This window comes from Nocardioides sp. WJ219, from assembly GCF_058559815.1.
This window is the reverse complement of sequence record NZ_JBZUJV010000002.1, coordinates 243,163-265,528: the sequence shown is the minus strand read 5'-3', so window position 1 is coordinate 265,528 and position 22,366 is coordinate 243,163. Positions and strand designations below refer to the sequence as shown.

The window sequence follows — 22,366 nt, the reverse complement described above, 5'->3', positions numbered from 1 at the left end:
TCGGGCTCGCTGGCGCTCGCCCGGCACGACCAGCGCGGGTTGCCGTCGGGGGCGTCGTAAGACGGCCGGTCACCGACGGTGGTCGAGCCGCGGGGACGAAGTCTCCGCGAGTCGAGACCCCCGGGGTAGGCATCCCCGCCGGGTCTCGACTCGGGCTCGCTGGCGCTCGCCCGGCTCGACCAGCGTGGGTTGCCGTCGGGGGCGTCGTACGACGGCCGGTCACCGACGGTGGTCGAGCCGCGGGGACGAAGTCTCCGCGAGTCGAGACCCCCGGGGGTAGGCATCCCCGCCGGGTCTCGACTCGGGCTCGCTGGCGCTCGCCCGGCTCGACCAGCGTGGGTCGCCGTCGGGGGCGACCTCCTCGACCAGCGTGGTGTCGAGCGGTCGCGACCGACCTCCTCGACCGACGTCGGTCAGTCGGCGGGTACGGCGACCTTGGGTCGCATCAGGAGCGCCGGGACCAGCAGCACGGCGCACAGCACGACGTCGACGGCGACCACGATGGTCACCAGCGAGACCACGGAGTCGGCGACGGTGGCGGCGACCACGCCGATGACCAGCAGGGCGGCCCAGAGCACCAGCAGGGAGCGGCCGGCCTCCTGGGCGAGGAGGGCGTAGACGAGCAGCTGGATCATCGAGAGGAGGGTGCCGAGGATCGCGAAGAGCCAGAGCCGCTGCTCGACCTCGGCGTAGTCGCTGCCGCCGACGAAGACCAGCGCCACGCTCGAGAGCAGGTACGACGCCGCGACCCCGACCACGCCGAGCACCGCCACGAGGGCCAGGCTCAGGCGCAGCGCGCGGCGGCGTCCGCCGGCGTCGGCCATGTCGGGGAAGGCGACGACCACGACGAACTGCGGCAGGAACAGCACCGCCTTGGTGAGGATGAGTCCGCCGGCGTAGAGGCCGGAGTCGTGGTCGCTGAGCACGTTGCGGGCCACGATCACGTCGACGTTGGCCAACGCGAAGAACGCCAGCAGCGCCCCGGAGTTGCGTATCGACTCGCGCACCAGCGCCCGCCCGCCGTGGTCGGCGTCGGTGCGCTCGTGGTGGACGTGGCCGCGCTCGCGCAGCGCGAACCAGCCGACGACCACCGGCGCCAGCGCGCCGAGGAGGACGCCGACGGTGGCGGTCAGCTCCTCGGGCTGCCACAGGATGAGGGCGGTGCCGAGGACGAGGCGGGGCACGCCGGCCGCGACGTACAGCAGGGCCAGCGGGTGCCAGCGGCGCTCGCCCTGGAGGATGCCGGCCTGACCGCCCATCACGGTCAGGGGGACGGCGATCAGCCCGACGAGCGCGGCGGTGAGCAGGCTCTCGAGCCGCAGCGCCCAGTTGACCAGCGGCGCCGCGAGGACCAGGGCGCCGCCGAGCCCCAGCGCGGCGCGGAAGGTGACCCGACGGACCCCGATCTCGATCTCGTGGACGTCACCGGGCGTCGAGGCGACCCGCCGGGCGGCGGTGGCCTGCAGGGCCAGCGAGGCGACGCTGACCACGAGCAGCAGGTTCATCACGGCCGCGAGGGCGCCGTACTGCTGGGGACCGAGGGCCCGGGCGGCGACGATGGTGAAGCCGTACGTCGCGATGTTCATGACGCCGATCGCCACGGCGATCACGCCGCCCTTGGGAGCGCTCCTCGGCGCCGCAGTCCCGGGAGGTCGGGTCGTGGACTGCTCGGACACGAGACGCGAGTGTTCCACAGCGGTGGCGCCGGACCCAGGCGCGGAGCGCCGGCCCCGTGGACCCTCAGTAGGGGTCGTCGGGCCCGCGGTGGCCCAGGGCCGCGGCCGCGCGTCGCAGGTGGCCCCGCAGCAGCACCTTGACCACCAGGTTGCGCACCCACCACGGCAGCGGCCGGAGCGCGCGCAGCCGGTCCCGCACCCCCGGCCGCGCGAGGGTCAGGGCCGCGAGCGAGCCGGTGCGGCCGTCGTACCGCAGTGCGGGGGAGGTGAGCACGACCCGCAACAGGCCGAGGGTGACGCCCAGCGAGGAGTAGGCGTCGTGGACGAGCACCCGCCCGCCGGGGACGACGTGGCGGCTCCACCCGAGGTCGGCGACCACCGACCAGTAGTCGTGCTTGCCGTCGACGTAGACGAGCCCGACCGGGTGGTCCCACCCGGCCCGGACCTCGTCGCTGGTCGCGACCCGCAGGTCGACCCGCTCGGCCACGCCCGCCGCGCGGAGGTTGGCGCGGCACCGTTGCTCGGTGTCCGTCCCGCCGTAGCGCCAGGAGGCGGGGAACGGGTCGACCGCGACGACGAGCACCTCGGGGCGCGCGGCGGCGGCGAGGACGATCGTCGACCGCCCGTGGTGGCTGCCCACCTCGACGACGGCGTGGCCCGGCCCCACCTGCGCCGCGGCGTCGTGCAGCACCCGGGCCTGGGCACGGGTGAGCCAGCCGGGGACACGCTCGGCACGCGCGAAGGCCTCGGCGAACGCGCCCCTAGGCTCTGCGGCGTGGGTCACCGGGCGAGCATAGGCAGCGGTGCCCGCGTCCGCGGCGTCGTGCTCGACGCCTGGCCCCTGCTCCTCGCGGTCGTCCTCTGCTGGCCGTTGCTGACTCGCTCGGGGCACCCGCTGGCGCGCGACCTGGTGTTCGTGCCGCGGCAGCCGTGGACCGATGCGACCTGGGGCCTCGCCGACACCGCCCCCCGTGCCGTCCCGCTGGACGCGTGGGTCGCCGCCCTGGACGGACTGGTCGACGGGGGAGTGCTCGCGCGGGTGCTCGTGCCCGGCCTCCTGGTGCTGGCCGGGTGGGGTGCACACCGCCTCCTGGCCGACCTCAGCGTGGTCGCGCGGCTAACGGCCGGCGGGCTCGCGGTCTGGAACCCCTACGTCGTCGAGCGGCTCACGCTCGGGCAGTGGGCCCTGCTGGCGTCGTACGCCGTCCTGCCCTGGATCCTCCTCGCCGCCCGGCGGGTGCGCGAGGACGGCGCCGGGCCGGGTGCGCTGGTCCTCTGGGTCGGGCTGGCCTCGATCACGCCGACCGGTGGTCTCGTCGCGTCCGCCGCCGCTCTCCTCGCCGTCGCCGCGACCTCGCGGCGGACCGTGCTCACCGTCGCGGCGGGGTGCGTGGCGCTGCAGCTCCCGTGGCTGGTGGCCTCGCTGCTCGGCACGGGTGTCCGCCCCTCCGACCCTGCCGGCGTCGCCGCGTTCGCCGCCGACGGGGAGGGGAGGAGCGGGCCGCTGGTCGCCCTCCTCGGTCTCGGCGGCATCTGGGACAGCACCAGCGTGCCCGGCTCGCGGGAGGGCTGGTGGGGCCCGGCCACGGCGGTGGTCGTGGTCGTCGCCCTGCTGCTGGCCGGTCGCCGGCTCCTGACCCTCCCGGCGCTGGGCGGTCCCCGCGGGCTGGTGCTGCTCGCGGCGGGCGGCCTCGCGCTCGCGGTGCTCCCGGTCGTGCCGGCCGGCACCGAGGTCCTCGAGCAGGCAGTCCGTCACGTGCCGGGCGCCGGGTTGCTGCGCGACTCGCAGAAGTTCCTGGCGCCCTACGTGCTCCTGGCGGTGGTGGCGGTCGGGGTGGTGACCGACCGGGCGGTCGGTGCCGTACGTCGGCACGGGTCCGAGGTGGTCGCAGCCGTCGCGCTCGTCGCCGTGCCGCTGCCGGTCGTGCTGTTGCCGGACGGGTCGGTGACGACGGCCCGGACGCTCGACCCCGTCACGTTCCCGGCCGGCTTCGACGCTGTCGCCGACCGGCTGGAGGGGGAGCCGGGTGACCTGGCCGTCCTGCCGTGGCGGGCCTACCGCGGCTTCCGCTGGGGCCACGGGCTCACGTCGTCCGACCCGGCGGTGCGGTGGTTCGACCGGCGCGTGCTCGTCTCCGACGACCTCCAGGTCGGTTCGGTGCTCGTGCGCGGGGAGAGCGAACGGGCCGCGGCGATCGGCGACGCCCTCGAGGAGGGGCCCGTGCTGGACGCGATGCGTGCCGAGGCGGTCGCCTGGGTGCTGGTCTACCGCGACGACCCCGCGGCGCCCGACCTCGACCTGGCCGGGCTCGAGCAGGTCCACGGCGACGCCGAGATGGCGCTGTACGCCGTGCCGGGTGCCGCCGCGGGTCCGCCCGGCGCCTCCGGGGCGAGGCGTCTCGCCGTCGGACTGGCTGCGGCGGCAGCACTGACCGCGCTGGCGGCGGCTGCGGCGTCGCGCGCGCGGCGGCGCGGACCGAGGAGCCCCCCCGCGGGCACCGTCCGGTGCTAGGGTCTGACCAGGGAGAGGGGATCCATCGTGCCGTTCGTGCTCAAGCTCGTCATTCCGATCATCGCCGGAGGTGTCACCGCCAGCGTCCTGACGTTCGGACTCGTCGCGTCGCAGACCTCGGCCCCCGACACCAACCCGGCGAAGTCGCCGATCCTCACCTACGGCGACGACACCTGACCGACGCGCCGCAGCGTCCGCTCGACCTCGTCCACGGTCCTCGTCCAGCCGAAGCTCGCGGCACGTCGTCGCGCCGCCGCTGACATCCGCGACCGCGTCGCGTCGTCCTCCAGGACGACCCGGGCCGCCTCGACGAACCCGTCCAGGTCGTCGGCGAGCAGCCCGGTGACGCCGTCCGCGACCGACTCGGTCGGTCCGCCGGCGTGCCGGTAGGCCACGGTCGGGGTGCCCTGCACGGCGGCCTCCATGACCGCCAGGCCCCAGCCCTCCTTGACCGACGGCAACAGCATCAGCCAGGCCCTGGCGAGCAGCCGGTCGCGCTCGGCGTCGTCGACGCGGCCGTGCAGGGTGACGTCGTCCCGGAGCCGCTGCCGGTCGAGGGCTGCCTCCAGCTCGGGGCGCCACCAGCCCTCCCCGACGACGTCGAGGTGCAGGCCGGGCAGTCGGTCGCGCAGGCGGTCGACCACCTCGAAGGCCTGCTCGATCTGCTTGTGCGGGACCAGGCGTGCCAGCACGACCAGACGCGGTGTGGCCGACGTGGGGCCGGCGACCGGGCGGTGGTCGACCCCGTTGCGCACGACCTGGACGAGGCCGGGGTCGACGCCGATGACCGCGAGGTCGGCCTTCGACGCCTCCGAGACGGTCAGGTGGGGCACGCCGCGGTACAGGCGCGGGGTCAGGACCCGCTCGACCCACCACCCGATCCGGCCGCGCAGGCCCGGGTAGATGATGTGCCACTGCCGCTGGTGGACGTGGTGCACCAGCGCGACCAGGCCGCGGCGGCGTACGAGCGGGGTGCCGAAGGGCAGGCCGTTGATCACGTCGACCACCACGTCGAGCCGACGTCCCTGGCGCCACGTCCACAGCAGCGCCCGGGGGTAGACCGTGAGCCGTCCGCCCGTGCGGCGCAGCCGCACCCCGTCGAGGTCACCGTCCGCTGCGGACCCCGGGTGGCGGGCGCAGACGACCGTGACCTCGTGCCCGCGGGCCACCAGCCCCCGGCCGACCTGCTCGACGAAGACCTCCGAGCCGCCACCGTCGGGATGGGTCGAGTCGCGCCAGGTCAGGATGGCGATCCGGAGCCGGTCCGGGTGGGCCGCGCGCTGCCGCCCCCGGGTCAAGGACTCTGTCGGCCGAGGCGGTAGAGGAACTGGTAGCCGAACATGGTCGGCCAGGCCCGGGTCGCGGCCCGGTCGGCGACCGCGACGCGCCGCGCGGCTCGAGCAGCCGCCGACTCGGGGTCGGTCCCGCGGGCCACGACGTCGAACGGCGACCCGACCGTGGCGCTCTCGATGATCCGCAGACCGCACTGGTCGATCAGTGCCTCGAGGCTGCGGCGCGTGAAGAACCGCACGTGGCCGTGGTCGAGGAGGCCGCGCTGGTCGTAGTCGAAGCGACCGGCCACGACCCGCGCCCTGGGGTACCAGTGCGCGAAGTTCGGCACCGAGATGAGCACTTCGCCGCCGTCGTCGAGGCGAGCGGCGAGGTCGGTCAGCAGGGCGGCCGGGTCGATGACGTGCTCCAGCACGTCGCCCGCGACGACGACTCCGTAGTCGTGCCCGGCCTGCTCCGGCAGACCCGCGTTGAGGTCGGCCTCGACGAAGTGGTCGACCCGGTCGACGATGCCCTCGTGCTTGACGAGGTCGACCCCCGTCACCGTGTGCCCCAGTCCCCGGGTCAGCGCGGCGAACTGGCCGTCCGAGCACCCGACGTCGAGCACGCGGCTGGGCGCCGTCGCGGCCAGCCACCGCAGCAGCACGCCGTGGGAGGAGTGCTCGGACGGCTTGAGCTCGTAGGCGTCGGTGTCGACCCCAGGGCCCCGCTGCCCGAAGCCCATCCGCCGGAGCCGGAAGCGCACCACGTCGCCGGTGACGTCCTTGGCGTAGCGCAGGCCGTTGACGTAGCAGATCTCGTCGCCGTAGTAGGTCGGGATCGGCACCTCGAGGATCTTCTTGTCCTGCTCGTGCAGGCCCAGGATGATCTCGGTGTCGAAGTTGAACCCGTCGCTGTAGGACGCGAGGTCGAGGTCCTCGAGGGCGTCGACCCGGTAGGCCCGGTAGCCGCTGTGCCACTCCGAGAGGTCGAGGTCGGCGAGCCGGTTCTGCAGGCGGGTCAGGATCTTGTTGCCCACCAGCTTGTACGTCGGCATGCCGCCGGCGCGGGCCTCTCCCGGTCGCATCATGCGGGAGCCGAAGACGGCGTCGGCCTCGCCCCGGGCGAGGGGGCGCACCAGGTCCTCGATGCACTCGGGGGCGTACTGCCCGTCACCGTGCAGCAGCACGACGACGTCGAGACCCTCGGCGATGGCCCAGGCGTAGCCGGCCTTCTGGTTGCCGCCGTAGCCGAGGTTGCGCTCGTGGCGCACCACCGTCAGCGGCAGCCTCGACCCCTCCTGGAAGCGCCGCCCGACCTCGTAGGTGTCGTCGGAGCTCGCGTCGTCGCAGACCAGGACGTGCGCGACGTTCTCCGCGAACGACGGGGGGAGTCGCGACAGCGTCTGGGCCAGCGTCGTGGCTGCGTTGTAGGCGACGACCAGGACCCCGACCCGCAGACCGGTCGCCGACCACGACGGCTCGGTCACCGCACCTGGTGCGGGGGTGGCTCGGTCTGGGCGTGGGCGTGCGCGAGTGTGCCGGATGGTCATGTCAGCTCCCTCGGCCGCCGCCAGTCGCATGGTCGCGACTGCCTCCCTCGGCGGACCGTGACGTCACTGTAGTCGTGGACGGCGCGCGATGTGACGCGTGGCATAGTTCCAGCGTGGATCACACCCCGCTCGTCGACCTCGCCAGCCTCCAGACCGACCTGGAGGCGAAGAAGGTCGCGTACGGCTCGGCGCAGCCCTTCCCGCACCTCGTCCTCGACGACGTCCTGCGCCCCGAGGTGTTCGACAAGGCCGTCGGCGAGTTCCCGGGGATCGGGGACGAGTTCTGGAAGGGCTACCTCCACGTCAACGAGACGAAGTACTCCAACACCGAGCCCGACACGTGGGGTCCGACGCTGCACGACGTCGCCCGCGAGTTCTGCTCGCCCGAGTTCGTCCGGTTCCTCTCCGAGCTCACCGGGATCGACGACCTGATCCCCGACTGGACGATGGACGGGGGCGGACTGCACCAGACCCTGCGGGGCGGTCACCTCAACATCCACGCCGACTTCACCACGCACCACACGCACGAGAACTGGGCGCGCCGCGTCAACATCCTGCTCTACCTCAACGACGAGTGGCACGACGAGTGGGGCGGCAAGCTCGAGCTGTGGGACCGCGACATGACCGCCTGCCAGGCGCGCGTCACCCCCGCCGGCAACCGGATGCTCGTGTTCACCACCGCGGCCGACACCTTCCACGGCCACCCCGACGGCCTCACCTGCCCGCCCGACGTGGCGCGTCGCTCGATGGCGCTCTACTACTTCACCGAGGAGGACGGCGCCGTCCGCCGGTCCACCAACTACCAGGCCCGCCCCGAGGAGAGCCTGCTGAAGAAGGCCGCGATCCGGGCCGACCGCACGGCCCTCGACTTCTACGACCGGGCCAAGCGCCGGCTCGGCATCTCCGACGAGCACGTGAGCCGGGTCCTGACCCGGGTGCACCGCCTGCGCCGCCGCAGGTCCGGCGGCGGGCGCTAGCAACCGGTCACGAGGCGGGTCGGACGCTCCTGCACACGGCGGGGTCGACCCCGGGCGTGACCTCGACCCGGACCCCGTCGGGCGGGCTGGCCAGGTCGGGGGCGGCGACCCCGACCGCGACCGGCGCGGCGTTGCCGTCGTCGTCGACCTCGAACGCGCGCAGGAAGGCGAGGTGGCCGCCGGGCTGTGAGGTGATGTCGGCATAGCTGAGCTGCGCGACCACCCGGGCACCCACCCGCACCTCGTGCGGGGGCAGCAGCTCGATCCACGGCCCGGAGAAGATGTCCTCCTCGGTCTTGACCTGGAGCCGGAACTTGTCCGCCGAGACGGCCTGCAGGTAGACCTCGTTGAGGACCGTCGTGTCGGACTCGAACAGCTTGACCCGGGCGTAGTCGAGGTCCGCGTCGAGGGAGACAGTGACGACCAGGTCGCGCCGCTCGACCAGGAGCCACGGCGTGTAGCGGTCGCCGGTGTGCAGGTACAAGGCGTCGCAGTCGCCCTCGACCCACAGCTGGTCGGTCTCGCCCTCGTCGGGCGCCGGAGGACGGTCGGCCTGTGTCACGAGCCGGGCCTGGGCGTCCGGCGTCAGGCGCCGCTGCAGCTCGAGGTAGGACTCCAGGTCCGCGCCGCGCGTCGTGGTCGCCACCGCTGCGTGCCCCAGCAGGAGGTTGGCCGCGATGCCCAGCGCGGCGGCGGTGGTGGCCACACCCACGAACCCCACGCGCAGCAGGCGGGGGGCGCGCTCGAGCACCCGGCTGACCGCGACGGTGCCGATGAAGCCGCCCAGGACCAGGGCCGGCACGAACTCCGCGGTGTACCGGGTCGCGAAGTAGCCGTAGGCCATCACGCCTCCGGTCATCAGCACGCCCGCGGCCAGGGGCGCCCGGAGCATGCGGCGTCCCAGGTCGACCCCGGGGCGGAACACCGCGCACGTGGCGACCACCGTCATCAGCAGGAGCCACGGCATCAGGCTGGTCACGCTGGCCGTCCGGTAGCTCTGGTCGATGACCGTCCCGTCGGTCGGTGTCACGGGCTCGGCCGGCAGGGTGACCCAGGGGAAGTAGTCGACGAACCGCAGCCCGTCGGGCCGGAAGTACGCCGACAGCGCGGTCGGGAAGAACTGCGGGCCCATGATGCTGCCGCCGTTGGCGGCCAGCGCCTCGCGGCGCTGCGCGCTGATCTCCGTGAACCGCTGGTCCTCCAGCGGGAAGGCGAAGGGGTGGCGGAACTTCAGCCAGTTCACCGTCGCCCCGACGAGCAGCGCCGCCGCCGCGACGAGCACGACCCGGGTGCCCCAGCGCCGCCGGTCGGGTCCCAGGCGCCCGCTCCACAGCCAGCACCCCACGGCCAGCGCGACCAGGCACACGGCCCAGCCGCCGGTCGCGCGGGTCAGGATCAACCCGGTCGCGAAGGCGAACAGCCACCCCACCGTGGCCCGGCTCGGCTCGACCATGGTGCGCAACAACCAGTACATGGAGCCGACCGTGAACGCGACCGACCAGGCGTAGACCTCGTGGTAGGCCCAGGGCAGCGAGGCGACGAAGGTCAGGGACGTCCCGCCGGCCGCGAGGGCCAGGACGGCTCCCAGGGCGACGGACTCGACGGTGCTCACCGGCTCGTCCGGTCGCATCAGGTCGCGCACCAGCCAGAGGAGCCGCGGGAGCACGAGCGCCAGGACGACGAAGGCGAGCAGCATCGACAACACGGTCAGCCGGCCGTCGAACTCGGAGGTGGTCACGAGCACCGGCAGCCGCACGATCGCGGGCCACGGGCCGAAGTAGGTGTACTCCGAGCCGCGCTGCACGAAGCCCTCGATGCCGAGGCTGCCGGGCGGGACCGACAGCCGGCCGTCGAGGAACGCGCGGCCCTGCGTGTCGAAGAACGTGGAGGCGAACCCGAACCCGTTGGCCTGTCGGCCCAGGTCGGTCCCGTAGTCGAGGAGGGAGGCGAGGTAGGCGACGCCTCCCACCAGGAGTCCCCAGGTGGTGACCCACCGTCGACGACGGTCGGGGCGTACGACGGACCTCCTGGTCTCGGGGGACCCCGCCTCGGTGCTGACGGTCGTGGGGCTGGTGGACGCCGTCGTCAAGGAGCGCTCCGGTCCGGCGACGCCACGGGGGTGGCGTCCGCGTGCCCGGGGTCGGTCGCGGGCGGCCGCCAGGCCGGGTGGTCCAGCACGCGCTGCACCGCCCGCTCGACGTAGGCGTGCATCGCGACGGCGATCACGACGGTGGCGGAGACCGCGAGCAGGGTCTTGGGCAGCCAGGACATCTGGGGGGACTGCGTCGAGACGTACCAGAACACGGGGTAGTGCCACAGGTAGGCGCCGAGGGAGTAGCGGCCGAGGGTGGCCGCCACCCGGTTGGCGAGGACCTGACGGACGACGACGGGAGGCGCCGCCAGCGTGCACCCCACCACGAGGGCCATCAGGTTCAGGTCGAGGACGATCCCGCCCAGGCCGAAGTACCAGCCCAGGTCGGAGGTGAGGACGAACGATGCCGGCAGGGTCATGGTGCTGACCAGGGCGACGACGCGGTAGTCGACCCGGTCGGCGAGCGGCCGGAGGTAGGGCAGGCACGCGGCGGCCAGCGCACCGGCCAGGGCGGCATCCCCCCGGGCCCAGGTGCGCAGCGCCACGCCCGACGGCTCGAGGGCGAACATGTGGTGGCGCCACCACCACGACAGCAGGAGGAGCGCCGCGAGCCAGGCGACCAGGCGGGCGGGCCGGTGGCGGAGCAGCAGGAGGAGCACCAGGACGACGACCAGCATCTGCAGGTCGACGGAGAGGTACCAGAGGTGCCCGAGGTCGGGGCGGGCGACGTCGGAGTGGTCGTGCAGGTACCAGTTCCAGGTGAAGGTCGCGATGTGCAGGAGCGACCTGGGCGTGTCCTGGCCCTCGTACGACCCGGGGTCGAGGGTGGTGACGACCACGACCAGGAGGAGCAGCGCGTAGGCCTGACCGCCGAGCCGCACCCCCCGGCGCAGCAGGGTCCGGCCGGCCGACGGCAGCGACAGGGGCCCCTCGCGCTGCAGGACGGCACTGGTGATGAGGAAGAACCCGACCGCGAGGAAGACCGAGACCGCGGCGTTCCCGCTGGTGAAGAACACCCGCGACCAGGTGCGGGAGTAGAGCCCGTCGGTCGGCCATAGGATCCAGCCGTGGGAGAGAATGACGAGCACGATGGCGTAGCCACGGACGCCGTCGAGGGTCCGGAGCCGCGCAGGGCGCACCGACTCGTCCCCGCTCGCCATGCCGGGAACTCTATGCGAGCACCTCACCGCCCGGGGACTCCTCGCGACGGCAGGTGGCGCTGCTCGGGCACTGCTCGACCGCGCGGCCGCCGATCGGCACGACCGTGACCTCGGCCGCCCCCGTCACGGCGGCGACCACGCCCCGCGGACCCGACCGACGAGCGGTGCGGGTCGCCGCGCTCGACGGCCTGCGTGGGCTGGTGATCGCCTCCGTCGTCGTCAACCACGCGACGGGCAAGCTCTGGCCACGCGGCGAGGTCTACGACGTGCCCATCGTCAACGGGCTGCTCGGGGGCGGTGCGGTCACCGTCTTCTTCGTCGTCGGCTCGTTCGTCGTCACCCTCGGGCTGCTGCGCGAGCACGAGCGCGGGGTGCTCGACCCGATGCGCTTCTACCTGCGCCGCCTGGTGCGCCTCGGCCCCCAGCTGGTGCTCCTGTGCGCCGCGGTCGCGCTGGTGCTGCGCCTCGAGGGCGGCGCGGCGTACGACGGTCGCGCGGTCGTGCACAACGTGATGCACGTGCTCACCTACACCTTCAACCTGTTCGGGCGGGACGACTTCCTCCAGGTCGAGGGCGAGCTCGGGCACCTCTGGTACCTGAGCGTGCAGCAGCAGTGCTACCTGGTGCTGCCGCTCCTGATCGCCGTGGCGGGGCGCCGCCGGCTGGCCCTGGCCGCGCTGCTGGTCGCCTTGGTCGCGCTCGTCTACCAGCACCGCCAGGACGTGCTGGGTGACGGCAGCGGCTGGATCTTCGCCTCCACCCTCACCACCACCCGCGCCGACGGCCTGATCTGGGGCGTGGTGGTCGCTCTCGCCCTCCCGGCGATGGTCCGCTGGCGGTGGCACCACGTGCTCTGGGTGTCGTTGCTGGCCCTGCTCGCGCTCAAGCTCACGCTCCCGATGCTGGGCGACTTCGGCTACCTCGGCCCGTGGAGCCTCGCGTTCACGGCGGTCGCCGGCCTCGCCGTCGCGGCGGTGTGGCAGAACGACCGCCCGACCCGCTCCGTCCGGTTCCTGTCGTGGGGTCCGTTCACCACGCTGGGGAACGCGTCCCTGTCGATCTTCGTCTGGCACCTCCCGGTGTTCATCGTGGTGGCGCGGCACACCGCCTCGTGGCACTGGGTTCCCCGCTCGGCGCTGGCGCTGGCGATCGTGGCGGTGGTCGTGGTGCTCCTGGAGCGGTACGTCGAACGGCGGGTGCGCCGGCTCCTCGCCACCCGTCCCGTCTTCCGGATGCGCCCGGACGCCCCGGCCGGGCCCGCGTCATGAAGGGGGCCGGTCTGCGGACGCCCCCCATCGTGCTCGGGCTGCTCGGCGGCGCCACCGTGCTGTACGTGCTCGGCCAGCTCGGTCAGTTCCTGCCGGCGCCCGACCTCGAGCTGGTCCGTCCCCTCGACAGCCTGTTCCGCTCGGGGAACGAGGCGCTGAGCGTGATCCTCGCCTGCGTGGGTTTCGTGCTCACCCGGCGGCTCCTCGACGCGCGCGCGGCGGGCTGGCGAGGTCCGGTCACGCTCGCGGCGGGGGTGCTGGGCGTCGTCATGGTGCTGCTCGCGACGATCTGCCTCGCGGCGCTGGTCGTGTGGTCGGTCGACGACACCGACCCGACGTCGCGCTCGGTGACGCTGACCTCGATCCGCCACGTCCTGACGCTCGACTGGAACTTCTACCTGGCTGAGCGCCCCTTGGCCGCCCGGGCCGACCTGTCCGGCCTCTGGGTCTTCGCGGTGCTCGTGCAGCTCGGCGCGGTGGCGCTCGGGCTGGTGCTGCTGCTCGGTCGACGGCCGGTGCTCCTGGCCGGCGCCTGCGCTGTCGTGGTGCTGGCCTCGACGGTGTGGCTGGTCGTCGCGGGCGACGACCTCGGGTGGTACCGCTCGTCGCTGAGCACCTGGGGGAGGGCTGACGAGTTCGCCGCCGGGATGCTCGCCGCCGCCGCCTCGGCGGGCTGGGTACGACTCTCGCCCGCCCGCGCGGCCGCCCTCGGCGGTGGCGCGGCGTTGTGCCTGCCGGGCACCGTGCTCGCGTCCTCGTTCCTGGGATCCGGCGAGGCGCAGGAGTGGCTGATCCTGGTCGGCGTGCTGTCCGCCCTATGTTGCCTGGCCGCGGACCAGGCACCGGCAGCGGGCTCGTCGTTCGTGCAGTGGTCCCCGCCGCAGCGGTGGGCGGCCGCCGCCTCGGCGTGGTTCGTCGCCGTCGCCTGGGCCCCGATGGTGCTGCGTACCGCTGCCCGCCGCGGTGCCGAGGAGCACGCGTGGTTCGTCGCCCTGGGAGGGATCCTGCTCCTGGCGCTGCTCGTCGTCGCCACGGTGCGCGTCGCCCGGGACGTCGTCCGTCTCGTCGAGCCTCGGGTGGCACCCCTGGTGGGACGTGCTCGGAACAACCCTGTCGACACATCCGGCAGAGAGTGACCGCCGCCACACAACCTGCGTTACTGTCCGGTCACTAGTGCTTTGGGAGGGGTGCTCGTGCGTACAGTTCTTTCCTCGAAGGTGGGCTACGGCCTGGCCTTCGTCGGCGTGTTCCTGGTCGTCCTCGCGATCCTGATGCAGGTCTACGCGACCGGAGCGTTGATGAAGACGCCGCTCGACGTCGACTCGACCACGCGGTTGGCCGGGACCGCGGGTCTCGCCGGACCCGACGGCGTCGACGAGTTCGACGTCCGGGTCACCAGCATCACCCGTGCGGACTCCGCGAAGTCCGACGACGACGTCGTGGTCTTCAGCAACTCGTCGTGCGTGGTCCGCGACATCGAGGACCCGCCCGACTGTGTCTCGTCCGACGACCCGATGGAGCGCCTGCTCACCGCGTCGACCGACGAGTTCGCCGCCGACCGCGTCGACGGCCTCGCCGTCAACGACCAGAAGTACCTCTCGCCGGCGGCCGTCCCGCACGACGGTCTGGTCAACAAGTTCCCGTTCGAGACGGAGAAGAAGGACTACCCGTACTGGTCCGGGACGGCGGGACGCGCCGTCACCGCCGAGTACGTGGAGACCGAGGACGTCAAGGGCCTCGAGACCTACGTCTTCTCGGTGGAGATCGTCGACGAGGAGATCGAGGTCAGCGACGGGGTCCCCGGCCTCTACAACGACACCATCCGGATCAACGTGGAGCCGCTCACCGGGGCCATCGTCGACCAGAGCAGCACCCAGGCGCGCACCCTCACCGACGGCAGCCCGTTCCTGGCCCTGGACGTCGCGTTCACCGACGACCAGGTCGCCACGAGCGTCGCCGACGCCAAGGACAACCGGGGCCGCCTGCAGCTCGTCCGGAAGGTCGTCCCCCTGGTCGGCTACATCGTCGGCATCCCGCTGACGATCGCCGGCATCGCGATCATCGTGCTGAGCCGCCGCCGCACCGTCGCCCAGCACTCCGCGCACTCGCCGCAGGAGCCGGTGGGCGCACGAGGCTGAGCTCGATGAGGGTCTTGCCGGCGTGGGACCGTGACCCGGTCCACCGGCTCGGTCCCACCTCGCCAACGGTGTGATCAGGCCGTGACCCCGACGTTGAGGGACCGAGGGCTGACGCCGCCGAGGTTGCTCGCCTGCACGTCGAAGCTGTAGGCGTGGCCGCGGACGAGGGTCAGTCGGCGGCTCAGGGTGTCCTTGGACATCCACCCCGTCACCTTGGCGGTGGCCTCGGTCTCACCCTTCGTCCGGTCCCAGTAGAAGACCCGGTAGAAGTTGTCGACCGAGGGCGAGATGACCCGGCTCCACCGGACCGTGACCGTGCCGTTCTTCGTGGCCGGGGTGCTGGCCTGCACGCCCGTGGGCGTCGCCGGTCGGGCGACCGCCACCCGTGTGGAGTACACGTCCGACGTCGGGGCCTCCCGTCCGCCGGGGCCGTTGGCGTAGGGCACGACCCGGTACTGGAAGGTGTGTCCGTTCTGCGCGGCCGTCGTCACCGCCTGGTGGTCGAACGCGTTGCCGGTGGCCCAGTACTCCATCCGCTTCCACGCCGTGCCCGCCGTGGCGTCCCGCACCTCGATCCAGTACCACATGTCGCGGCCGTAGTCGGTCCAGTCGAGCTGCACGACGCCGCTGTTCAGTGGGGTCCCGGTCAGGTCGGTGGACTTCACCAGCGGGGGGCAGTGCGAGGGATAGGCCCAGCCGTCGTACCAACGCCCGTCGTAGCCCGACGTGACGACCGGCGGGGACGTCCAGCCCCCGGGGGAGGTGTCGGTGACCGGCTCGGCGGCCGAGGGGAGGAACTTCTCGGAAGGCACGGTCAGGAACCGTGGCCGGTAGACGGAGCCGTCGTGGTCGTTGAGCGAGCGGCACCCGATGCTGACCGCGGTCGTGTTGACGTTGTACGAGACCACGACGTCGCCGCCGGATCCCAGTCCGTCGTGGACCCGGGCGTCGTAGTGCAGCAGGAAGTCCGGCGCGGCGTGCGTCCCCTCGGGCGGGGTGTGCAGCGTGACCGCCCGGGGGGTGAAGTCCCACGGCGTGGAGGAGGGGTGGGCGACGATGTCACCCCCGTTGAGACCCGGCTCCCGCTGGATCAGCCAGAACGTGTCGTTGATCTGTCGGACGGAGTAGCTCATGGTCGGCTCGAACGATGACGAGACCGGGTCCGCCTCGGCCTGCGACCCGGACCACCCGCCGGAGGCGGTGCGGAAGCGCCACGTCGAGAAGTCGGCGAGCTCGGCCCGGGTGGTGCGCGCGACGTACAACCGCCGCTCCTTGGTCGCGTTGACGGAGGCGGAGCCGTAGACGTAGACGAACCCGTCGTGCTCCATCAGCGCCATCCCCCACATCAACGGGTGCTCCCCGTACGGCGTGTGCCGGGGGAGGAGCGTCGGGACCGGGCTGGCGACCGACCCGGAGAAGTCGGACACCGGCTGGACCGTCATCGCACCGTGCGTCTCCTGCCAGAAGCCGTCCGGCGTGGCCACGTTGCGCCAGTGGAACTTCACGACCCGGCCGGCCGACATCATCCCGTCGGCGGTCCAGTACCAACCGGCGCCGGCCTCACGGACAGGGGTGCGTGCGTAGCGGTCCCAGAAGTCGATGTCGGTCCGGTCCTCCTGGCAGGTGCCGCCCCCGGTGATGGTCCGCAGGCCGTTGCCGGACTGCACCACGATGGCGTTCCGGAGTCCGCTGGTCAGGAAGCCGTTGTCGCGGATCGTGGGCGAGCCGAGATAGCTGTCGGAGAAGAACCAGGCGCGGTCGCCGTTGGGGAGGGGGATCGACTGGGTGCCGTCGCCACCGCTCCAGTCATCGCACATCTCCTGGTAGCCGGTGCGGTTGGCGTAGTTGTTGAACATGGCGTTCAGGCCGGTGTTCGCCTTCGTGTGCGCCAGGTCGGCGAGCGTCCGTCCCGCATCGATGATGCCCGTGCCACAGCCGCCGCAACCGCTGACGGGGCGGTGGCTGGCGGACCTCTTGATCGCAGCCGCGACTTCGTCGGGCGTCATGTCGGGGTGCTCTGCCAGGACGAGGGCCGCCAGCGCGCTCACGTGCGGGGCGGCCATGCTGGTCCCGTCGTAGGACTCGTACGTCCCGCTCTGCGTCGGCGTCGTGTTGCCGGTGTTGACCGTCGACCAGACGTCGGTGCCCGGTGCCGACACGTCGACCGCGGCCCCGTAGTTCGATCCGTCCGCCGGGTCGGAGTTCCGCACGCCGGCCGAGGTGACGTTGGCGACCGTGATCACACCGTCGCACGACGCCAGGTTCGACGTCGCTACGTCCTGGTTGTCGTTCCCCGCGGACACAACGATGACGGCGCCCCGGCTTCTGGCGATGTTGATGGCGTCCTGGTAGTCACGGTCGCAGCCGGTGGCGCTGTAGCCGCCGAGACTGAGGTTGATCACGTCAGCGGGGTGGTCGTTGGGCATGCCGGGCCTCGGCACCCCGGCCGCCCAGGTGATGGCGTCGGCGATGTCCGACGTGCTCCCACCGCAGAGTCCCAGGGCCCGGACGTGCTGCACCCGCACGCTGGGCGCAGCCCCCACTCCGTCCACCCCGTTCCAGGTGGCCGCGATGGTTCCGGCGACATGGGTGCCGTGCCAGCTGGAGTCGTCCGGCGGCGTGCCCGGGCACTGGCCGGCGCCGTGCCAGTCGCCCTCGTCCTGCGCGTCCCAGTCCGCCCCACCGCCGTCTCGAGCCGTGGACGGATCGGAGATGAAGTCCCAGCCCCCCACGGTGTCGAGGTCGGCGTGGGTCGTGCGACCTGTGTCGATGACGGACACGTTGACCCCGGCGCCGCGGGTGAAGCGCCACGCGTGCGGGAACCGCGCGCCGCGCGGGCCGTAGTGCCACTGCTGCGCGGAGTAGTCGGGGTCGGAGGGTTCCGCGTGGGGGTAGTTCATCCCGTCCGGGACCGCGTACTCGACCGCGGGGTGCGCCTCCAGACCACGCGTCAGGCGCTCCTGGTCGGCCCGTCCGAGGGCTCGGCCGGTCCGTACGACGACCGAGCCGGTGGACATCCGTGACCGCTGGCTCAGTCCGAACCCGGTCGCACGCGAGACGGACGCGAGCGCATCCGACCGCGACCGCGCCGCCGCGGGTCCGCGGCGTGCAGCCGTGCTCGCCTCGCGGAACCGCACGATGAACTGCTGGTTCGGCGGGACGCCCACCGGCGTAGCCGATGTCGCCGGTTCACCGGTCGCGATCGGCGACGGCACCGGGGCGGCCGCCTCGGCTGAATCCCGCGTGGGCGGTGCGGCGGTGGAGACTGCTACGGGCAGGCAGGCGCTGGCCATGATCCCGGCGACGAGGGCGCGGGTGCGGAGGTGCTTCTTCACGAGTGCCGAGACTCCGATCACCCTGTCGTGTCGAGTCGGCCGAGCAGGGGGGATGACCCCGAGAGTGAGGTCGGTGCGAGTGGTGGGGACCACAGTGTGCGCAGTGCCGTCGCCGCTGACAAGGGTGAACGGGGGCGACGGCCGCGAGGCCGACTTCAGCGGCGGTACGGGCGGGACAGGTCGGCGCCGAAGATCGCGGTACCGGGGGTGTAGCGCCCGCGGACCGAGGACCAGCCGCCCCAGACCCGGTCGTGCCCGGCGGGCCACTCCGGCTCGAGCAGGGTCGTGATCGCGAAGCCGGCGCCGGCGAGCAGCGCGACCCAGTCGCCGAGGGTGCGGTGGTGCTCGACGTAGGTCACCTCGCCGGTGTCGTCGTCGACCTCGACGTACGGCGTGCGGTCCCAGTAGGACTGGCTCGCGACCAGGCCGGGCTCGCCGGGGTCGTCGGGGAACATCCAGCGGGTCGGGTGCGTGATCGAGAACGCGAACCGGCCGCCGTCGCGCAGCACCCGCGCGGTCTCGGCGACGGCGAGGTCGATGTCGCGCACGAACTGCAACGCCCCGAAGGCGGCGAAGACGACGTCGAACGAGCCGTCCGCGAACGGCAGGTGCGTCGCCGTCCCCAGCACCGAGGGCACCTCGACGCCGGTCTCGAGGTCGAGGCGGCGCGAGTGCTGCAGCTGGCGCCACGACAGGTCGAGCCCGACCGCCCGGCCGCCGTGGGCGCGCACCCAGCGCGAGCACTGACCGGCACCGGAGCCGACCTCGAGCACGTCGCGCCCGGTGACGTCGCCGAGCAGGCCGGCCTCCGCCTCGGTCAGGCCCTCGGGACCCCAGACGAACCCGGCGTCTCCCAGGAAGGCGCCGTGCGTGGCCTGGTACTCGTCGGCGTAGCGGTCCCAGTCGGGACCGTTGGCGCGGCGCGACTGCTCCTCGGTGACGGCGCGCCGGTCGGAGCGGACCGACTCCGGCAGCGGGGGGTGGTGGCGCGAGTCCGGGGCCTCGGGGTCCGGGGCAACGCTGGTCACGACGTCACCGTAGCCGCGCGCACCCCGGCGCGACCCGGATGACCTACGCTCCTGGGATGAGGCTGCGGGTGCTTCCGGTCGCCGGCGCGCTGCTCGTGCTGGCCGGTTGCGGCAGCGAGTCGGGCGGGGCCGACGACCCGGTCGGCGGCCCGACGTCCGGCCCGACCTCCGACTCGTGCCCGAGCCTCCCGGTGGTCGGCGAGGACGCCGTGGAGCCGGCGTACCAGGACTACATCGTGGGCCTCGACCCCGCGCTGGCGCGTGATCCCGAGGCCCGGGCCGCGCTGCTCGCCGAGGTGGGGGAGCGGCTGTGCCTGACCGTCACCGAGCAGCGGGTGCTGACGTCCGACTCCGTCGTCGTCGACGCCGGACGTCCGCTCGACGCCGCCGGGCAGGCCCGGCTGGTCGAGGCGTTGACCGCCGCCGAGGGCGTCAGGTACGCCGAGCCCGACGCCGTCATCTCCCTCGACCCGCCGGGGACACCGCAGTGACCAGGACGGCCGGGTGACCGCCGACCTGTTCGGGCTCGTCCCGCTCGAGGGCGGCTGGTCGGGCGAGACCTTCCTCGCCGAGGGGGCGGGGGAGCGGCAGGTCGTGCGCATCCACCTGCGCAACCCCGCCCGCGCCGAGGTCGACGCGGCGCTCCTGCGGCTGGTCCGCGGCCTCCTGCCCGTCGCCGACGTGCTCGAGGTGCGTCCGGCCTCGGGGGAGATGCCGGCACTGCTCGTGACGTCGTTCCTGCCCGGGACCCGCGGCGACCTCATCCTGCCGACCCTCGACGACGCGGGGCTCGCCACGGTGGGTCGGCACGTCGGCGCCCTGGTCGCGACGCTCGGCGGGATGCCCCAGCTGCGCACCGGCGACCTCGTCGGCCCCGACCTGCGCATCGAGCCGTGGGACCTCCCCGACGGGCTGGTCGGCTGGGCCGACGCGCACCGTGCCGCCCTCGCCGGCTGGAGCGACGCCGAGCTCGACGCGCTGGTCGACCGGTGCGACGAGGCCGACGAGCTGCTCGCCACCGCCGCGCGCCGGTGCCTGGTGCACAGCGACCTCAACCCCAAGAACCTGCTGATCGACCCCGGGTCGCTCGAGGTCACCGGCCTCCTCGACTGGGAGTACGCCCACGCCGGCCACCCGTTCACCGACCTCGGCAACGTGCTGCGTTTCGAGGGCTCCGGCCGCTGGCAGCCGTACGCCGACGGCGTGCTGGCGGCGTACGAGGAGCGGCTGGGCACCCCGCCGGGCCGGGCGCGGGCGCTGGCCGAGGCAGCCGACCTGTGGGCGTTGGTCGACCTCGCCGCCCGGCGCGCGGACAACCCGGTGGCCGCGCGGGCGCACGACCTGCTGCGCGACCGGGTCGCGCGGGGCCCCGGGCCCGGTGGCCCGCATTGGACGGCCCCGGAGCGGGCGACGTAGACTCGCACACTGCGCCAGAGGTCTGCCGTCGTCCCGTACGGAGCGGATCTCGGCTCGCTATCGGGCTCCGCCAGCGGAGCCGGTCGCCGTCCAGGTGGCCGGGTAGTGAAACCGGGCTTCCGGCGCGTCCAGACACAGACTTCTGTCCACCCCTAGGATCCCATTCCCTTGACCACACTCACTGCTTTCTCGGACTACGACACCGACACGCCCCAGGTCGCGATCAACGACATCGGGTCCGAGGCCGACTTCCTGGCCGCCATCGACCTGACCATCAAGTACTTCAACGACGGCGACATCGTCGAGGGCACCATCGTCAAGGTCGACCGCGACGAGGTCCTCCTCGACATCGGGTACAAGACCGAGGGCGTCATCCCCTCCCGCGAGCTGTCCATCAAGCACGACGTCGACCCGTCCGAGGTCGTCTCGGTCGGCGACCAGGTCGAGGCCCTCGTCCTCCAGAAGGAGGACAAGGAAGGCCGCCTGATCCTGTCCAAGAAGCGCGCCCAGTACGAGCGCGCCTGGGGCACCATCGAGCAGGTCAAGGAGGAGGACGGCGTCGTCGAGGGCACCGTCATCGAGGTCGTCAAGGGTGGTCTCATCCTCGACATCGGCCTGCGCGGCTTCCTGCCGGCGTCGCTGGTCGAGATGCGCCGCGTGCGCGACCTGCAGCCCTACGTCGGTCAGACCCTCGAGGCCAAGATCATCGAGCTCGACAAGAACCGCAACAACGTGGTCCTGTCGCGCCGTGCCTGGCTCGAGCAGACCCAGTCCGAGGTCCGCCACGGCTTCCTGACCCAGCTGCAGAAGGGCCAGATCCGCAAGGGCGTCGTGTCCTCGATCGTCAACTTCGGTGCGTTCGTCGACCTCGGTGGCGTCGACGGTCTCGTCCACGTCTCCGAGCTGTCCTGGAAGCACATCGACCACCCGTCCGAGGTCGTCACCGTCGGCGACGAGGTCACCGTCGAGGTGCTCGACGTCGACATGGACCGCGAGCGCGTCTCGCTGTCGCTCAAGGCGACCCAGGAGGACCCCTGGCAGCACTTCGCCCGGACCCACCAGATCGGGCAGATCGTGCCGGGCAAGGTCACCAAGCTGGTGCCCTTCGGTTCGTTCGTCCGCGTCGAGGAGGGCATCGAGGGCCTGGTGCACATCTCCGAGCTGGCCGAGCGCCACGTGGAGATCCCCGAGCAGGTCGTCCAGGTCAACGACGACGTGATGGTCAAGATCATCGACATCGACCTCGAGCGTCGCCGGATCTCGCTGTCGCTCAAGCAGGCCAACGAGACCGCGACCGCCTCCGACGTCGAGGAGTTCGACCCCACGCTGTACGGCATGGCGGCGACCTACGACGACCAGGGCAACTACGTCTACCCCGACGGCTTCGACTCCGACACGGGGGAGTGGCTCGAGGGCTTCGACGAGCAGCGTGCGATCTGGGAGGAGCAGTACGCCAAGGCGCACGCTCGCTGGGAGGCCCACGTCAAGCAGCAGGCCGACGCCAAGACGGCCGACGCCGAGGCCGGCGAGGCCACGTCGTACTCCTCCGGCGGCGAGCCCGCCGAGGGCGAGGACGACGGCGGCTCGCTCGCCTCCGACGAGGCGCTGCAGGCGCTCCGCGAGAAGCTGACCGGCGGCCAGGCCTGATCGGCTGAGCCCCACCCGTAGCAACGACGAAGGCCCGGTCCCCGCAGGGGGACCGGGCCTTCGGCCGTTCTCGGTGGTGGTCAGTGGAGGTGGCGGGCGGCGATCACGCGGCCCGGTCGTGGGGGAACCGCGACGCCGGGGACACGAAGTCCGGGTCGACGCGGTGGGAGCGGGGGCGCGCGGCGGGCGCGTCGTGGAAGACGGAGCGGACGGTGGCGGCGATGGTCAGGGCCACGGCCACGGTGAGGATCACGAAGAAGGTCATGGCAGTAATACTGCGCCTCGGGTGATCCTGC

Annotated in this window: 18 protein-coding genes; 9 read left to right on the top strand and 9 right to left on the bottom strand. The window is 72.8% G+C overall.

Going from position 1 to position 22,366, the window contains the following annotated elements; translation table 11 throughout:
• Positions 1–413: 413 nt before the first annotated feature.
• Together AC4MBH_RS05325 and AC4MBH_RS05320 are read right to left on the bottom strand one after the other, a co-directional pair.
• Entirely contained in the window at positions 414–1,676 is a 1,263-nt protein-coding gene (locus AC4MBH_RS05325) for a lipopolysaccharide biosynthesis protein (RefSeq protein ID WP_491793307.1), read from the bottom strand.
• Positions 1,677–1,740: 64 nt separating this feature from the next.
• Positions 1,741–2,460 carry a class I SAM-dependent methyltransferase gene (locus AC4MBH_RS05320; protein ID WP_491793306.1) on the bottom strand — a complete coding sequence of 240 codons (720 nt, stop codon included), beginning with the start codon at positions 2,458–2,460 and terminating at the stop codon, positions 1,741–1,743.
• On the opposite strand from AC4MBH_RS05320, the gene AC4MBH_RS05315 reads away from it, so the two are divergent.
• Both AC4MBH_RS05315 and AC4MBH_RS05310 read left to right on the top strand, forming a co-directional pair.
• Complete coding sequence (locus AC4MBH_RS05315) at positions 2,452–4,188, top strand: MmpA family trehalose lipid delivery protein (protein ID WP_491793305.1); 1,737 nt, start codon at positions 2,452–2,454, stop codon at positions 4,186–4,188. The two genes, AC4MBH_RS05320 and AC4MBH_RS05315, sit on opposite strands and share 9 nt — an antisense overlap.
• A 27-nt stretch (positions 4,189–4,215) precedes the next feature.
• Complete coding sequence (locus AC4MBH_RS05310; protein ID WP_491793304.1) at positions 4,216–4,365, top strand: hypothetical protein; 150 nt, start codon at positions 4,216–4,218, stop codon at positions 4,363–4,365.
• Here the strand turns inward: AC4MBH_RS05310 and AC4MBH_RS05305 are convergent.
• Positions 4,347–5,486 carry a glycosyltransferase family 4 protein gene (locus tag AC4MBH_RS05305; RefSeq protein ID WP_491793303.1) on the bottom strand — a complete coding sequence of 380 codons (1,140 nt, stop codon included), beginning with the start codon at positions 5,484–5,486 and terminating at the stop codon, positions 4,347–4,349. The two genes, AC4MBH_RS05310 and AC4MBH_RS05305, sit on opposite strands and share 19 nt — an antisense overlap.
• Complete coding sequence (locus tag AC4MBH_RS05300; RefSeq protein ID WP_491793302.1) at positions 5,483–6,946, bottom strand: bifunctional glycosyltransferase/class I SAM-dependent methyltransferase; 1,464 nt, start codon at positions 6,944–6,946, stop codon at positions 5,483–5,485. The genes AC4MBH_RS05305 and AC4MBH_RS05300 overlap by 4 nt, the downstream gene beginning before the upstream one ends.
• Positions 6,947–7,122: 176 nt before the next feature.
• On the opposite strand from AC4MBH_RS05300, the gene AC4MBH_RS05295 reads away from it, so the two are divergent.
• On the top strand, positions 7,123–7,986 hold the full coding sequence (locus tag AC4MBH_RS05295; protein WP_491793301.1) for a 2OG-Fe(II) oxygenase: 864 nt from the start codon (positions 7,123–7,125) through the stop codon (positions 7,984–7,986).
• A gap of 7 nt (positions 7,987–7,993) precedes the next feature.
• On the opposite strand, the gene AC4MBH_RS05290 is transcribed toward AC4MBH_RS05295, so the two are convergent.
• Positions 7,994–10,075: a hypothetical protein gene (locus AC4MBH_RS05290; protein ID WP_491793300.1), complete on the bottom strand. Its 2,082-nt coding sequence runs from the start codon at positions 10,073–10,075 to the stop codon at positions 7,994–7,996.
• Complete coding sequence (locus AC4MBH_RS05285) at positions 10,072–11,238, bottom strand: acyltransferase family protein (protein ID WP_491793299.1); 1,167 nt, start codon at positions 11,236–11,238, stop codon at positions 10,072–10,074. The genes AC4MBH_RS05290 and AC4MBH_RS05285 overlap by 4 nt, the downstream gene beginning before the upstream one ends.
• 53 nt (positions 11,239–11,291) lie before the next feature.
• On the opposite strand from AC4MBH_RS05285, the gene AC4MBH_RS05280 reads away from it, so the two are divergent.
• Genes AC4MBH_RS05280 through AC4MBH_RS05270 form a run of 3 tightly spaced genes read left to right on the top strand, consistent with a single transcriptional unit; the run spans position 11,292 to position 14,644 of the window.
• A complete protein-coding gene (locus tag AC4MBH_RS05280) occupies positions 11,292–12,506 on the top strand; it encodes an acyltransferase family protein (RefSeq protein ID WP_491793298.1) in 1,215 nt (404 codons plus the stop codon).
• Entirely contained in the window at positions 12,503–13,642 is a 1,140-nt protein-coding gene (locus tag AC4MBH_RS05275) for a hypothetical protein (protein WP_491793297.1), read from the top strand. The genes AC4MBH_RS05280 and AC4MBH_RS05275 overlap by 4 nt, the downstream gene beginning before the upstream one ends.
• A gap of 57 nt (positions 13,643–13,699) precedes the next feature.
• Positions 13,700–14,644, top strand: a complete 945-nt coding sequence (locus tag AC4MBH_RS05270; RefSeq protein ID WP_491793296.1) for a PorA family protein — start codon at positions 13,700–13,702, stop codon at positions 14,642–14,644.
• Positions 14,645–14,718: 74 nt separating this feature from the next.
• Here the strand turns inward: AC4MBH_RS05270 and AC4MBH_RS05265 are convergent, their stop codons facing one another.
• Complete coding sequence (locus AC4MBH_RS05265) at positions 14,719–17,979, bottom strand: DUF5005 domain-containing protein (protein WP_491793295.1); 3,261 nt, start codon at positions 17,977–17,979, stop codon at positions 14,719–14,721.
• A 155-nt stretch (positions 17,980–18,134) separates the two neighbouring features.
• Positions 18,135–19,007, bottom strand: a complete 873-nt coding sequence (locus AC4MBH_RS05260; protein ID WP_491793294.1) for a class I SAM-dependent methyltransferase — start codon at positions 19,005–19,007, stop codon at positions 18,135–18,137.
• 56 nt (positions 19,008–19,063) lie between these two features.
• Between AC4MBH_RS05260 and AC4MBH_RS05255 the strand changes: the two genes are divergently transcribed.
• From AC4MBH_RS05255 to rpsA, 3 genes are all read left to right on the top strand, one after another.
• Positions 19,064–19,498, top strand: coding sequence for a hypothetical protein (locus AC4MBH_RS05255; protein ID WP_491793293.1), 435 nt, complete (start codon positions 19,064–19,066; stop codon positions 19,496–19,498).
• A gap of 13 nt (positions 19,499–19,511) precedes the next feature.
• Positions 19,512–20,423 (top strand): phosphotransferase family protein, encoded by a 912-nt coding sequence (locus tag AC4MBH_RS05250; RefSeq protein WP_491793292.1) that lies wholly within the window; start codon positions 19,512–19,514, stop codon positions 20,421–20,423.
• Between the two features lie 168 nt (positions 20,424–20,591).
• A complete protein-coding gene (gene rpsA, locus AC4MBH_RS05245) occupies positions 20,592–22,070 on the top strand; it encodes a 30S ribosomal protein S1 (protein ID WP_491793291.1) in 1,479 nt (492 codons plus the stop codon).
• Positions 22,071–22,173: 103 nt separating this feature from the next.
• On the opposite strand, the gene AC4MBH_RS05240 is transcribed toward rpsA, so the two are convergent.
• A complete protein-coding gene (locus AC4MBH_RS05240) occupies positions 22,174–22,335 on the bottom strand; it encodes a hypothetical protein (RefSeq protein WP_491793290.1) in 162 nt (53 codons plus the stop codon).
• Positions 22,336–22,366: the final 31 nt, after the last annotated feature.

Bases quoted from the DNA above. Each gene is read 5' to 3' on its own strand.
- AC4MBH_RS05285 (WP_491793299.1), bottom strand. From the start codon at position 11,238: ATGGCGAGCGGGGACGAGTCGGTGCGCCCTGCGCGGCTCCGGACCCTC.
- AC4MBH_RS05240 (WP_491793290.1), bottom strand. From the start codon at position 22,335: ATGACCTTCTTCGTGATCCTCACCGTGGCCGTGGCCCTGACCATCGCC.
- AC4MBH_RS05275 (WP_491793297.1), top strand. From the start codon at position 12,503: ATGAAGGGGGCCGGTCTGCGGACGCCCCCCATCGTGCTCGGGCTGCTC.
- AC4MBH_RS05255 (WP_491793293.1), top strand. From the start codon at position 19,064: ATGAGGCTGCGGGTGCTTCCGGTCGCCGGCGCGCTGCTCGTGCTGGCC.